The organism is Amycolatopsis sp. NPDC049253, from assembly GCF_040678995.1.
In the GTDB taxonomy this organism is placed as follows: Bacteria; Actinomycetota; Actinomycetes; order Mycobacteriales; family Pseudonocardiaceae; genus Amycolatopsis.
The window spans coordinates 65,956-81,174 of sequence record NZ_JBFAQX010000030.1; the positions used below are offsets into that span (position 1 = coordinate 65,956).

At 65.1% G+C, this 15,219-nt stretch carries 5 protein-coding genes; 4 read left to right on the forward strand and 1 reads right to left on the reverse strand.

What is annotated here, in order from left to right; genetic code table 11:
- The first annotated feature begins 165 nt into the window (after positions 1–165).
- The 4 genes from AB0K15_RS39695 to AB0K15_RS39710 all read left to right on the forward strand — a co-directional run bounded on the left by AB0K15_RS39695 (position 166) and on the right by AB0K15_RS39710 (position 13,375).
- The gene (locus AB0K15_RS39695) at positions 166–5,703 is read left to right on the forward strand and encodes a LamG domain-containing protein (RefSeq protein WP_364063070.1); all 5,538 of its coding nucleotides are present in this window, start codon (positions 166–168) and stop codon (positions 5,701–5,703) included.
- Positions 5,661–6,929 carry a LamG-like jellyroll fold domain-containing protein gene (locus AB0K15_RS39700; RefSeq protein WP_364063073.1) on the forward strand — a complete coding sequence of 423 codons (1,269 nt, stop codon included), beginning with the start codon at positions 5,661–5,663 and terminating at the stop codon, positions 6,927–6,929. The genes AB0K15_RS39695 and AB0K15_RS39700 overlap by 43 nt, the downstream gene beginning before the upstream one ends.
- Positions 6,930–7,037: 108 nt before the next feature.
- Positions 7,038–12,824, forward strand: a complete 5,787-nt coding sequence (locus AB0K15_RS39705) for an RHS repeat-associated core domain-containing protein (protein WP_364063076.1) — start codon at positions 7,038–7,040, stop codon at positions 12,822–12,824.
- 11 nt (positions 12,825–12,835) lie between these two features.
- Positions 12,836–13,375 carry a hypothetical protein gene (locus AB0K15_RS39710; RefSeq protein ID WP_364063079.1) on the forward strand — a complete coding sequence of 180 codons (540 nt, stop codon included), beginning with the start codon at positions 12,836–12,838 and terminating at the stop codon, positions 13,373–13,375.
- A 495-nt stretch (positions 13,376–13,870) separates the two neighbouring features.
- Here AB0K15_RS39710 and AB0K15_RS39715 read toward each other — a convergent pair whose 3' ends face one another.
- Complete coding sequence (locus AB0K15_RS39715) at positions 13,871–15,100, reverse strand: recombinase family protein (protein ID WP_364063082.1); 1,230 nt, start codon at positions 15,098–15,100, stop codon at positions 13,871–13,873.
- Positions 15,101–15,219: the final 119 nt, after the last annotated feature.

A 15,219-nucleotide genomic window follows, 5' to 3' on the forward strand; every position in this document is an offset into this window, starting at 1 on the left:
CCTATCGTGACAAAGCAGACATAATGCGGGGTGTATGTCTCTTGTGGATCGTGATCACCCGGTCGGTGGCTTTGCGGTGCCTTGGTGATCGTGGATTGTTCTTTTTACTTTTGGGTCGCGCGGGTCGGGGGACGCGCGCAGACCAGGCCGAGGGGGCCGTCTTTCGTGGAGTATCGAAGACTTTCGCGTGGGTTCAAGCTGCGCGTGTTCGGGTTGGTTGTGCTCGTGCTGGCGGGTGTGCTCGTGGTGGTGACCTCGAGTACGCCGTCGCGACCAGGGGTGACTCCGGTGGCGTCCGCGCCTGATGCCGGGGCGGCGTTCGCCGCGGCGAGGCTGCAGGGGACGCCGGTGGAGGTGGCAGACCAGACGACGGAAACCAAGCGGGTTTTCGCCCAGCCCGATGGGCAGTTGAACGCCGAGTTGGCTTCGGCACCGGTTCGTGTGCGGCGCGGTGGCGGCTGGGTGCCGGTGAACACGACCTTGGCCAACTCCGCGGATGGAGCGGTGCGGCCTGGTGCCACCGTGGATGATCTGTCGTTCTCCGACGGCGGTCACGCACCGTTGGTGACCTTCGGCAGAGACGGTAAGAAGTTGTCGCTGTCGTGGCCGGCGAAGCTGCCCAAGCCGAAACTCGACGGGTCGACCGCGACGTACCCCGAGGTGTTCCCGGGCGTTGACTTGGTGATGCAGGCCACTGCGGACGGGTACAACGAGCGGCTCGTGATCAAGAGCGCCGCCGCCGCCGAGAACCCGGCCCTCAAGTCCATCCCGTTTAAGCTTTCGGCCGATGGCCTCACCGTGACCAGTGACCAGTCGGGTCGGATCAAGGCGGTCGACGCGGCCGGCAACCTGGTTTTCGCGGCTCCCGCATCGACGATGTGGGACGCGCGAGGCCCTGAGGTGTCCAGCGCGCCGGTCGAGGTGACGGTGCAGGATTCGACGCTCCTGTTGCACCCTGCGGTCGCGATGCTCACCGACCCGGGAACACGATTCCCGGTGGTGGTTGACCCCGACATGCGGTCATGGAACCAGTCGATGTGGGCGAAGGTGTTCGAGGGCAAGCCGACGAACTCTTACGTCAACGGGACGAACGACGCCGACGCGTGGGCCAAGGTGGGTTTCTGCGACTTTGCCGATTGCAACGGTATCGGTGTCGCGAGGACGTACTTCCAGTTCGACACGAGTTTCCTCTCGGGCAAGAGCATCAACGACGTCAAGTTCGACACCACCGTGGTGTACGGCCCTAAGTGCAACATCACCAGCGCCCACCAGTTGTTCCTGGCCGGGTGGGGCCTGTCCTTCGACACGAACTGGAACAACATGCCCGCCGGCCACCAGGTTGGTCAGGATGCGCAAGTTCCGACCAACTACCCGGGCTGCGATGGCTTCAAGGGCGTCGGCTTCCAGCTGACCCCGGCAGACATTCGGGCGGGCACGACGACCAACTACTTCCTCCGAGCCGCGAACGAGTCAGATTCTGACGCCTGGCGAAAGTACGAAGTTCCGACGACGTTCCTCCGGGTCAAGTACAACACGCGCCCGAACCCGCCGTACGAGCTGAAGACCGATCCGCCGCTGCCGACCCCGTGCAAGTGGTGTGACGGCATGCCCTACGTCGGCGATAGCTCGATCCGGCTGATGGGCCGCCTGTCGGACCCGGACGGCAACGACCAGCTGAAGGCGATCTGGGACATCTACGGCGGCCCGGCCGTCGACCACCGCGAGCCCGACATCTACCAGGCTTCCGGGGCCTTCTCCAGCACGACGGTCGACCTCTCGACCCGAAACGACCAGTCGATCACCTGGTCCCTCACCGGGTTCGACACCGCTGATCGGGGCAACTCAAGCTCAGGCCCAGGGTTCAAAGTCGACGAGGTCGGAGTCGACAAACAGCCTGTCGTGTCCGCGCCGGTGTATCGCGAAGACAACACCTGGCACGGCGGAGTCGGGGTATCGGACACGTTCACGTTCACCGCTAACGGCGTGCCGGACATCGACCACTACTTCTATGGCTGGAATGACGCGCCGTCGACGAAGGTCGACGCGGATGCGCTGGGCGGTAAAGCATCGGTAACGCTGACGCCGCCCGGGGACGGGCCGCGTGATCTGTTCGTGCAGAGCGTCGACCGAGCCGGCCACCGCAGCCCGATGAAGGTGTACCACTTCTATGTGAAAGCCGGGAACGGGCCTCTTGCCCAGTGGTCGTTCGACGGTTCCACTAAGGACTCCGCGACGCTCGGCTTCCGCGACGCCACGTTGCACGGCACACCGACCTACGTGCAGGGATCGATTGGTTCTGCCCTCAAGTTCAACGGCTCGAACGACTACGCGACGGCTCCGGTTTCAGCGAGCACGGCCGCCGGGTTCACGTTCGCGGGCTGGGTGAATCTCTCGGCGAAGACGCAGGGATGGGCGACGATGCTGAGCCAGAACGGTTCGGCGGCCACCATGGTCCGGCTCGGCTACACCGGTACCGGGACCGACAAGTGGGCGCTCGAGCTGCGGCCTTCGGACTCGGCATCAGCCGTGCCGACGACCGTGCTCTCGTCCGAGAAGGCGCAGACAGGAACGTGGACGCACCTCGCCGGGGTCTATGACGGCGCCGCGAAGAAGGTTCGGCTCTATGTCAACGGTGACCTCGTCGGGACAGCTGACTGGACGTCACCGTGGTCCGCCAATGGGGAGTTCGCCCTTGGCCGGAGCATCCCGGCGGGCGCCGGTGCTGACTATCTTCCGGGCGCCGTCGATGAGGTTCGCACCTATGACCGCGTTCTGTCCGACTCCGAGGTGAAGTCCATCGTCACGCTCGACAACGTGGCCGCGGGTTACTGGAACTTCGACGAGGCCGATGGCACTACGGCGCGCAACAGCGCGGCCGGTGGAGAGATGGCTGCGTTGCACACCGGAGCCGCGTTCACGCAGCAAGGTGCCGTCAACGGGGCACTCACTCTGAATGGCACGCAAGGCTACGCGTCGACCGCGGGTCCGGCGGTACGCACGGACCAGAGCTTCACCGTCAACGCGTGGGTGAAGCCGAACTCGACCGGTGACATGGCGGCGGTGTCTCAAGACGGAGTGAACGCCAGCGGCCTGTACCTGAAGCAGATCGGTGGTAGCTGGGTCTTCGGTATGAACGCCGGCGACGCAGCAGGTGGCACAGCCTCTGAAGCGCGGTCGGCCGCGAACACTGTCCAACCGGGAGTATGGACGCACCTGTCCGGTGTGTACAGCAGCGCCGCGAAGACGCTCACGTTGTACGTGAACGGCGTCCAGGCCGGGGCGGCGACGGCGCCGGCCACACCGTGGATGGCGAACGGGCCGTTCGTGGTCGGACGTGGGCAGTACGGCGGACCGACCGGCTTCTGGGCGGGCGCGGTCGACGAGGTCCGTGCCTACAGCCGGCCTCTCGGCGCTTCCGAGATCCAGGGCATCGTGGCGCAGAACAACGTCCCGGCGGCTGCGTGGACGCTTGACGGCGATGCGAAGGACAGCTCGAGCCGTGGCCTCAACGGCACGGTCAACGGCAAGGTCGACTGGGCTCCGGGCCAGAACATCAACCCGGATCCCAAGGACCTCGCGGCGAACTTCACCGGCGCGGACGGCGCGTTGAGCGCTCCACCGGCGGTCGACACGACGAAGAGTTTCTCCGTGACCAGCTGGGTGAAGCTGGGTACCAAGACAATCACAACGGGAACGGTGGCCAGCCAGAGCGGCTCCCGGGCCTCATCGTTCATCCTCGGCTACACCGGCAGCTCGATGGATCGGTGGATGTTCGCCATCAGCTCGGCCGACCAAGACGGGTCGTCCGCCGTGCTGGTCCAGTCCGACCAACCGGTGCAGACCGGGGTGTGGACGCACCTCGCGGCGAGCTACAACGCCGCGACCAAGGAGATGCTGCTCTACGTCAACGGGAGCCTTACGGGCTCGACCACGACGAACGCTGTGTGGAACGCCTCTGGAGAGTTCGACATCGGCCGAGGCAAGGACAGGGGAGCGTGGACGAGCCAGCTCACGGGGGCTGTCGATGACGTGAAGGTCTATCCCCGTGCCCTGTTCAGCGACGAGGTCCGCACTATGGCGGGCAGGGAGCTGAACCTGGTCCACAACTGGCAGCTCGACGAGTCCAGCGGCATGAACGTGGCGGACTCGACGGGAGCGCGGCCGGGCTCGCTCACTGCCGGTGCGCATCTGGTGCCGGGCCGGGTCGGCAACGCCGTGTCGTTCGACGGTGCGAGTGGCGCCGTCTCCACAAGCGGCGTCGAGCTGCGCAGCGATGACAGCTTCACCGTTTCGGCGTGGGTGTACCTCGATCGCAAGAGTGACATCACGTCGAAGTTCACCGCGGTGAGCCTGGATGGTGTCCACACGAGCAAGTTCCGTCTCGGGCACGTCGCCGATGACATGTCGGCGTTCTGCTTCGACGGGATGTCGGATGATCCGAACGCTTGCGGGAAGTGGGTGTTCGAAATGGCGGGCTCCGATGTGGACAGCCCCGTGATCGCCAAGGCGGCAGTGTCCACGTTGCCCGCGGAAATCAATACGTGGGCTTTCCTGACCGGTGTCTACGACAAGCAGACCGGCAAGACGTGGCTCTACGTCAACGGCAAACGCGTGGGCGACGGCACGCTCGACACGGCGTGGGAGGCGAGCGGAGGTGCCGCGCTCGGCCGGGGCAAGGTCGCCGGCGCGCCGGCGCAGTTCTGGCCCGGCCGCGTGGACGACGTGCGGTTGTATTCGGGCGCGCTGGACAAGGACCGGATTTTCTCCCTCTACGCGGCCTACCCTGCGCTGGATGAGACTGTTCCGGATCTGCCTGTGGCCGACACCGCCTACTGGAAGTTCGACGAGAACACCGGTACCGCGGTGTCCGACTCGAGCGGCGGTGGGCACAACGCCACGATGAAGGGTGGAGCGTCGTGGTTCGGCGGCCGCTCCGGTGCGGCCGAATGGCTCGACGGCACGTCGGGCTACGCCGAGTCCACGGGCGCGGTGCTGGACACGACCAAGAGTTTCTCGGCGACAGCTTGGGTGGTCCTCACCAAGACCGATACCGGCAACTACGTTGTCCTGGGTCAGGACGGCAGCCGCGCCAGCGCGTTCCAGCTGCGCTACAGCGGTGATACCGGCAAATGGAGTGTGGTGGTCCCGCAGGCGGACCAGGACAACGCTCTGGTCACCACGATTGCCTCGAACGTCAGTGTCACTCCCAGCGAATGGACTCACCTCGGAGTCGTGTACGACGCCGCAGCACATGAGGTGAAGCTCTACGTCAACGGCGCGCTGACGACAGTCGAGGTCGGTATCACGGTCGGCGCGTCGAACGGTCCGTTCACGATCGGCCGCGGTAAGTGGAACGGCCAGAACACCGGCTTCTTCGCCCAGGGCATCGACGACGTCCGTGTCTTCGGCAAGGCATTGAGTGACGGTGAAATCCGTCGAGTGGTCGCGGACGTCTCGGAGGCGGACGCGGGCCAGTGGCACTTCGACAACGGCACCGCCCGCGACTACTCCTGGCGCCACAACGACGCCACCTTGTCCGGCGGTGCGTCGATCGTGGCTGGCGGTGTCATGGGCAACGCGCTGCAGCTCGACGGCACGAGCGGAGTCGCGACCACATCGGACGGGGGAGTGCCGATGGCGCGCAGCTTCACCGTCTCCGCGTGGGCGAAGCTGGCGCGGCCGACAACGTCGCCACGGTCGTGAGCCAGGACGGCACCCGGATGAGCGGGTTCGTCCTGCAGTACCGGCCGCAGCTCAACCGCTGGGTCTTCGGTGCTGCGACTCAGGACAAGGACGCTGCGCCACTCAACTACACGGCGTCGTTCCAGGTACCCGAGGTGAACCGCTGGACCGCGCTGACCGGCGTTTACGACGCCGGCGCGGCTCAGTTCCGGCTGTATGTCGATGGGCAGCTCGGCGGCGTGCAGAACAACGTCGCCCCGTGGCCGGCGACTCACGGCCTCGCGATCGGGCGCGACCTGGTCAACGGTAGTCCGGCGGAGTTCTTCCCCGGCATGATCGACGAGGTCTCGACCCACTACGACGTGATGCCCGAGGACGCCATCCGGCGCAGGGCCGACTGGCCGGCTCCGGTGACCGGTCAGCTCGGGCGGTACGCCGATGGAGCAGGGCGCCGGGGGTCCTACGCGACGTCCGAGCCGGCTCCGGGCGGGTACCACTTCGACCAGAGCCTCGGCATGCTGGTCGACGGCAGCCAGCCGAACACCCGCACGTTGTACTCGTGCTACGCGGGGACCGACGCGTTCACCTCGCCTGACCCGGCATGCGAGGGTCAGACCGTGGGCGGGCCGATCGGGTCGGTGTACACGGTTCAGCCGACGAACATCGCGACGGTTGCGGTTTACCGCTGCAACACGGGTCCGGATCACTTCGAGTCACTCGACGCCGCGTGCGAAGGTGCCACGGGCGAGGGGATCCTCGGTTACACGCTCGCCTACGCGCCGCTAGTCCGTTACAACAGCAGCACGACGATCGACCACTTCACCACCGCGGAGGGCGTGCGGCCCGGGTACATCCTCGAGGGGCAACACGGGTTCGTGGCGTTGGATTCCCCGTCCAGCACCCAGGCGATCACCAGCTGCGTGACGGACACCGACCAGTTCGTGTCGACCAATGCTCTCTGCGAGGGCAAAACGGTGATCGGCACGACGGGCCGGTTGTGGACCACAGCCCCGGTCGGCGTTGCGGCGAATCCGGTCTACCGCTGCATCAGCCCGGTGGGGGAGTCGATGATCAGCACACTGGCCACCTGTGAGGGCTGGACCGTCGACAAGCTGCTCGGCTACGCGCTGGACAAGGTGCCCGACGATGCGCCTGTGTTCCCGGCCGGTGCTCGCTCGGCCGCTGCTCTGATCCTTCCGGACAAGTCCACCTCGACCCCGGCGAGGACTGCCGTTTCGCCCGGTTGATCCCTTCCGAACCGACAACGGCGATGGGTGGTGCCGGTCCACCCTCACCACCCATCGCCACCTTGCCCCGCGTTTCCAGGACCCCGTCCTGCCCAGCCTGGAGGAACCATGCGCACGTCGCCGACGCACCGCGGTCGTCGCGGTCTGATCACGGCGCTCGTCTGCTCGCTTGTCCTGACCGCCGTCAGCACCAACAGCGTCGCGAGCGCGGCCGGCGGTCCGAGCGTGCAGCTGCCGGACTACCCGTCGACACCGGTGACCCAGCAGACCATGACGCCGCGGGCTCCCGACGAGGCATCCACGAAGGCGCTCACCGGCAACCAGCCGACCGGCTCGACGGCACCGGACGGCGGCGGCGATACGAGGGCAACCTCGCTCAGCCCGTCCGCGACCTGGGACGTGACTGAGCAGACCGGCGACTTCAGCTGGTCGTACCCGCTCGACGTGCCGCCGGTACCCGGGGATCTGACTCCGAGCTTGGCGCTGTCGTATTCGTCGTCCTCGGTCGACGGTCACACCAGCGCCACCAACAACCAAGCTTCGTGGATCGGCGACGGCTGGGACCTCGCCCCGGGTTTCGTGGAGCGCACCTACGGCTCGTGCCAGGAAGACAAGGAAGGCGGCACCACCCCGCCCAAAGTCGGTGACCTGTGCTGGAAGTCCGACAACGCGACCGCCGCGTACAACGGCTCCGGCGGCATGCTGATCCACGACACCACCAAGAACGTCTGGCGGCAACGCAGTGACAGCGGGGCCCGCATCGAGCACGTGACCGGTTCGGGCAACGGCGCTCAGAATGGCGAGTCCTGGAAGATCACCACGGTCGACGGCACCCAGTACTTCTTCGGTTCGACTGCCTCGGCGAACTCCACCTGGACTGTTCCTGTTTACGGCGACGACGCGGGTGAACCGTGCCACGCGGCGACCAACGTCTTCGAAGACTCGTCGTGTGTTCAGGGTTACCGCTGGAACCTCGACAAGGTGATCGACCCGCACGGCAACGAAATCCTCTACAACTACGACGTCGAGACCAACAAGTACGGCCAGGACGGCAAGGACACCGCTGTGTCCTACGTCCGCGGCGGCACGCTCCGGGAGATCCAGTACGGCCTGAACACCCACGCCGCCGCCCCTGCCGTCGGCAAGGTCGTCTTCACACCGGCAGACCGGTGTGTGCCGGGCAGTCTGTGCACGTTCGACAAGCCCGAGAACTGGCCGGACGTACCGCTGACGGATCGATGCGACACGGCCAGCTGCAAGGACCACCCCAGCCCCACGTTCTGGTCCACGAAGCGTCTCGCCAAGATCACCGCGCAGGTCCGGTCCGGATCCGGCTACGCCGACGTGACCAGCTGGTCGCTGGACCAGAGTTTCCCCGACCCGGGAGACGGTGAGAAGGCGGCCCTGTGGCTCAAGAGCGTCACCCGTACCGGCCTTGTCGGTACCCCGATTTCCCTGCCGCCAGTCACCTTCGAAGGCAAAAAGCTCGCGAACCGGGTCGACAAGGCTGACGGCATCGGACCGCTCAACCGCTACCGGCTGTCGGCGATCGTCTCCGAGTCTGGTGGCGTGACCACGGTCAACTACGCCGATCCGGACTGCACCGCGACGTCGTTGCCGGCGAATCCCGAGACCAACACCAAGCGGTGTTTCCCGGTCACCTGGGCTCCGAAGAGCTTCGCCGAGCGCACCGACTACTTCCAGAAGTACGTCGTTTCCTCGATCGTGCAGTCGGATCGGATCAGCTCGAGCACCGAGCAGCTCACGAGCTACGAGTACCCCGAAGGCGCGGCGTGGCACTACAGCACCTCGGAGTTCACCCCGGACGACAAGAAGAGCTGGGACGAGTTCCGCGGCTTCGGGAAGGTGATCGTCAGAACCGGGCGGCCTGACGACCCGGACGGCCCGCAGACCTACACCGAAACTCGGTACTTCCGGGGCATGAACGGGGACAAGCTCCCCAACAACGGCAAGCGGTCGATCTCGGTGGCTGACGACGAGAACGGCAGCTACGTCGACGAAGACTGGTTGCAGGGCTTCACCCTCGAGAGCATCACGAAGAACGGCGCCAACGGGGCTGTCATCGGCAAGTCCATCACCGAACCCAGCTGGCAAGGTCCGACGGCAACACGCGCCGCGTACAACGCGTACATCGTGCATCCAGGCACTTCCCGGTCGTTCACCGCTCTTGCCGCTGGTCGCTGGCGAACCACCAAGACGACCACGACGTACGATGCGAACGGCCTGCCTACGCAGGTGAACGACCTCGGGGACGTCAACGACGCCACCGATGACCGCTGCACGACCACGACCTACGCGCAGAACTCCACGCTGTGGCTCCTGTCGTACCCATCACGAGTCGAGAACACAGCTGTCGCCTGCGGAACTCCTCCGGTCTACCCGCGCGACGTCATCTCCGACACCCGGTCCACTTACGACGCGCAGACTTTCGGCGCCGCTCCCATCACCGGCGACGTCACGATGGCGGAGGACCTGGACGCGTACGACGCCGGCGCGCCCGTGTACCGGACGGCGGCGAAGACCGAGCGCGACGTCTACGGTCGCACCACCAAGGTGATCGACGCAGCCGGCCACGAGGCCACCAGCACGTACACACCCGGCACCGGCGGACCTGTCACGCAGCTCGAAACGGCGAACACGCTCAAGCAGAAGACCACCACGGTGTTCGAGCCCGCGTGGGGCGCGGCCAAGACCACCACGGATGCCAACGCGCGCGTCACGGAGATCACCTACGACGCGCTGGGCCGCAACACCGAGGTGTGGCAGCCGAACCGCCTTCGCTCGGACAACCCGCAGGGCAACCTCCGCTACAGCTACGACATCCGGAACGACGCGCCGAGCTCCGTCTCCACAACCCAGTTGACCGCCAACGGCCGGTTCACGACGTCGACGACGATCTACGACAGCTTCTACCGGCCACGTCAGGTCCAGACACCGGCACCAGGCGGCGGTCGGCTGCTGGTGGATACCCGCTATGACTCGCAGAACCGCGCGTACAAGACGACTCAGCCGTTCTTCAATGACCAGAACGTCGACACGAAGCTCTGGGTCGCCAGCGACACCGACATCCCCGGCCTGACACTGAGCGAGTTCGACGGCGCGGGTCGCCCGAGCGCCTCGATCTACGAGGCTGATGGCACCGAGAAGTGGCGCACCACGACCACCTACGAAGGTGACCGGACCAACGTCACGCCGCCGGCCGGTGGCGTGGCCACGACCACGATTACGGACGCACGCGGTCACACCAGAGCATTGTGGCAGTATCACGGCCCGCAGCCCACCGGTGACTACGACGAAACCACCTACACCTACACGCCCGGCGACCAGCTGGCCTCGGTGACCGACTCCAGCGGAAACCACTGGGCTTACACCTATGACATCCACGGGCAGCTCAAACAGGCCGACGACCCCGACCGCGGCGCGACGACCTACACGTACAACCAGCTCGGTCAGCAAACCAGCACGACCGACGCCCGCAACGTCACCCTCGCCTACAGCTACGACGACCTGGGTCGGAAGACCGGCGAATACCAGGGCAGCACCACCGGCACGAAGCTCGCCGAATGGGCCTACGACACCGCGTTCAAGGGCGTCGGCCAGGTGGCCAGCTCCACCCGCTGGATCAACGGCAACGCCTACACCGAGAAGGTCAACGCGTACTCGCCGCTCTACCAGCCGGCAATCCAGACGGTGACCATTCCGGCCGTCGAGGGACCGAAGCTCGCCGGCTCCTACCAGACGTTCCTGTCCTACAACCCCGACGGCAGCCTCGGCGGATCAAGCTTCCCCGCCACCGCGGACGTGACCGCAGAGAGCATGCTCTACGTCTACGACGACCTCGGCGACCCGCTCACCACGACCGGCGACGACGACTACGTCACGTCCTCCGACTACAGCCCCTACGGCGAGGTTCAACGTCTGCAGCTCGGTGAAGAAGGCCACCGTGCCTGGCTGACGTACCTCTACGACGATCACACCCGCCGTCTCGACCGCACTGTCGTTGACGCTGAAGTCCCCCACCCGATGCAGGCGGATACTCATTACGCCTACAACCCGGCCGGCAACATCACGTCGATCTCCGACACACCGCTCGACCAGCCTGCCGACAACCAGTGCTTCCGCTACGACTACCTCCAGCGCCTGACCGATGCGTGGACTCCGTCTGCCGGCGCTTGTGACAACGACCCAAGTACGGCTTCTTTGTCGGGCCCGGCTCCGTACTGGCAGTCCTTCACTTACGACAAGTCCGGCAACCGGCTCACCGACACCCAGCACACGGGTGCCGGCGACGTCACCCGGAAGTACAACTACGCCGACCCGGGGGCCGCGAAGCCGCACCTGCTGAACTCGATCAACACTCCCGGCAAGCCGGACGCTTCGTACACCTATGACCAGGTCGGCAACACCAAGACCCGCCCAGGCACGTCGGCAACGCAGAATCTCGACTGGACAGTCGAAGGTCAGCTCGACTCCGTGACGGAGGGCACGACCAAGACCAGCTACACCTACGACGCCGACGGCAGCCGTCTGCTCCGTCACGACCCCACCGGCACCACCCTTTACATCGGTGGTCAAGAGATCCACGTCGACAACGCCGGCCAGGCCGTTACGACCCGCTACTACAGTCACGGCGGTGCGACGGTTGCCGTTCGCGCCGCGGGCACATTGACGTGGCTTGCTGGTGACCACCAGGGCACCAGCCAGGTCGCCATCAACTCGACCGACCTGAGTGTTACCCAGCGCCGCCAAACCCCGTTCGGCGCACCGCGCGGCCCCGCCACCGACCTCCCCGGCGACCGCGGCTTCGTCGGCGGTACCGAGGACAGTTCGACGGGCCTTACTCAGCTCGGCGCTCGTGCTTACGATGCCTCTACCGGGCGATTCGTATCGCTGGACTCCGTGCTCGACGTGACGAACCCACAGCAGATCAACGGATACAGCTACGTCAGCGACAGTCCGATTACCAAGAGTGACCCCACCGGGCTGAACGAGTGGAACGACGTCGGGCGATGTATCGGCCGGGTGGGCGACTGCGGCATCGACCCGATGGCGCCCGGTGGCAACGATATCAACGGTTACTACACGCACGACCAGCTAGCCAAGAAGGGTGTTCTAAGAGGGCAGCCGGCGTCAGAGAAGGCGCGAAAAGCGTCGTTTGTGAGGAGAAATTCACCTCCGACTTCCGACCCTTATGAGCTGCAGTACTGGTTTCAATCTGTCCGCGATATGGAGTCGAAGACTTTTTGGGACAACTCCTACTACCCTATTAATGAGACAACATCTGTAAATATCTGCGTCGGGAGGACGGGTTGTCTTAAGGCGCTGTACTACCTCAACACGCATATGAATGATGTCGAGGGCGCGAAGGTTATTGCCGCGACTTACTGTGTGGAAAATTTCGATGAGTGCTTGAGGGACTCTAAAATCACAGCTATTGGTCAAGGTCTATTGGAATCGGTGCCGGGCGCCGTCGCCGGCGGGATGGCAGGTGGTGCGGGTCGGGCCGGCATTGAAGCAGAGCTGAGTGGTCTGGGAACTGCTGCGCAGCGCGAGCAACAGCTGCTGCAGGAAGCTCGGGCCGCCAGAGATGGACGGGCGGCCGAGGTTGGAGCATCGAAGGCGACAGTTACAGGCGGGTACGACCCCGCAACTGGTCGTGTTGTAAGCGGGTGCAACCGGAACCCGACCGGTTGTGCGGAGCAGGACGTGGAGAGGCAGCTTGGGATCGACCCGAAGGATGTTAGGTTTACAGAGGCACTGCGTCCGCGGACCGGGCGTGAAGTCCGGATCTGTTGGAGTTGTCAGGCCAGGTATGATCGGTCACAGTTTCCCGACGGGGTGGGTTACGACCCCGACGGTCCGTGGGATCAGTAGGGATTGATTTCGTGATTGAGGATGCACTTATTGATTCGGTGCCGTGGCGCGAACTGCGATCTATGCGAGGCGACGTGGTGCACGTCCCGGAGGCTCTTCATGATCTGCTTAATGCCTCCTCGGAGGAGGATGCCGAGGAGGCGTATTGGCGTTTGGATAACAACGTCGTGGTGCAAGGGCAATTGTTCGATTCCGCGGTTCGGGTGATCGGTCCGTTGCTGTTGGGACTAGTGTCGCAGCGCCCAGGGTTCGTTCGGGAGCACATCGCCAACCTTCTAGTCGAGATCGCAGTTGGTGGACCGCACGAAAGTGTGTCTGTTGCTGACAAAGGGGAGATGCTGGACGCTCAATGTCATGCCGAACTGCGGCGCGGATTGTGGATCATCTACAAGATTATCGATGATCCAGTACCGATGGTTCGCCTTGGCGCGCTCGATTTGTTGGACGCTGTTGAGGATGACAGGGAGCGCATGGCCGTGGCTCTCGCTTGCCTTGAGGGCGATCCGGATGCCAGAGTTGCCCAGCGCGTGTCTGAGCTTTCGACGATTTGAGTAAGGCACCATCGAGCACTAGTTCTTCTGTCCGGTGAGATTCGTCGGACAGCATCTCAGCGCGGGCTAGCCTGCTGCGGTCGTCCATGGTTTTGTGCAGGTAAGCGCTGTTGTGGGCACGATGACTGGTGTTGCGGTGGCAGGCGGGGCGGCTGAGGGCCCGGTGGCCCCTGCGGGTGTTGCTGATGCCTTCGACTGTGTCGGCGACTCGGCCCAGCAACAACGCGTCGTCGCCGGTCCTGACCCCTCCGGTCTGTTTCGGGAACAGTGGAACACACGCCACTGGTCACGCAGGTCGGTCATGGCGCCCAGCTTGGCAGGCGGTGGCAGCGGTCGGCCCAGCTGGAGCACTGTGGGTAGCGTGGAGGATCACTTTGGCGGTTCGACCACCCTGTGGGGCGCCGGGTAGCGGCGGGTTCACCTAGCGAGAACCTCCAGGTCAACTGGGGAGTTGCAGGCGTGTAGATAGTGTGCAAGATCGTCTAGGACACTCAATTACCCCATGGATGCTCCTATGGTTTGACTTTCGGTGCTTCGGTGACCGACGCGGATGTTGATCTGTTCGATGAGATGGTCTTCGCGAACGTACAAGGTCTTCGGCCGGGGTTGGGTTGCGCCTTGAGCGCTGGTGTGGCCATGACGGCAACGGTAGGTCGGGCGCCCATGGTTCCAGTGAGAGTCCAGACGTCGGTGGCAAACGCCGCAGTGGATCATGCCGGCGAGTGCGAACTGGCGAGGCCGGTTGTCTCTGGTCGGTCGTGGTGCCCGGATCTGCTGCGCGGCGACGAAATCCTGCTCTGTGACGAGCGCCGGGTGCGCAGCCGCGGTCGACAGCGCCGGCGTTGATCTCGGATTGCCTGTTCCATTGGCGCGGCGGTTCCAGGTTTGGCGTCCGGTGTAGCGAGGGTTGGCGAGGATGACGGCGACGGTGCGTAGTGTCCAGGCGCTGCGGGTTCGGTGGCGGTTGCGTTCGGGGTCGGCGCTGGATGGGCAGGGGATCCCGCGTTCATTGAGATGCCGGGCGATGCTGGCGACACTGTGCCCGGCGAGGCGCTGCCGGAACATCCAGCTCACGTGTGGTGCTGTTCGAGGATCGGGTGCGAGGCGTTGGAGGCGCTGGCCCCAGCGGGCGTCGGCGGGGTTGGGGTGCGGTCCGGCGTCGAAGAGTTGGTAGCCGTAGGGTGGTCGTCCGCCGAGGTAGCGGCCTTGTTGGGTGGCTTGGTTGTGCATGGCGGCCAGGACGGGGTGGCGGGCGCGGAGGACTTCGCGTTGTGATTGGGTGGCTAGCAGCGCCATGAGCGCGCGGTGGTCACGGTTGCCGAGGTCGACTGGTCCGTCTGTTTCGGGTAGCCAGAGCTGGATGCCGTGCCGGGTGCACCAGGCGTAGATCGTGGCGAACTGGCCTTCGGTGAAGGCGCGTTCATACTCGCCAACCACGATCGCGTCGATCGCCGGCTCGGTGCTGGCGATCATGGTCATGAGCTGGGCGGCTTGGGGTCGTTGTGGCCAGGGGGTGCGGCGGGAGGTGCCGGCGTCGAAGTAGTCCGCGATGATTCGGCCGTGGCCGGTGATGAGGTGGTCGGCCATGTCGTGTTGCCAGCCGTGGGAGGACACGCGGTCTTGATGGCGCAGGGTTGAGGTGCGGCCGTAGAAGGCGAATCGCAACCCGTCGCTGGGCTGTGGCGGGGGAGACGGACGGGCAGACCTGCCGGCGGTCGTGGTCATCCATTGCGCGAGCAAGTCCGCCGTCTCTGGTGAGGAGGGCGCTGCCTCAGAGGGTGGTCGAGGTGGGATCACGATGAACGGATGCACCTATTCGGGCCCCATGACGTGAGCTAGGGAAC

Excerpts from the sequence above, each read along its gene's own strand:
- AB0K15_RS39715 (WP_364063082.1), bottom strand. The coding sequence starts at position 15,100 with ATGACCACGACCGCCGGCAGGTCTGCCCGTCCGTCTCCCCCGCCACAG.
- AB0K15_RS39705 (WP_364063076.1), top strand. The coding sequence starts at position 7,038 with ATGCGCACGTCGCCGACGCACCGCGGTCGTCGCGGTCTGATCACGGCG.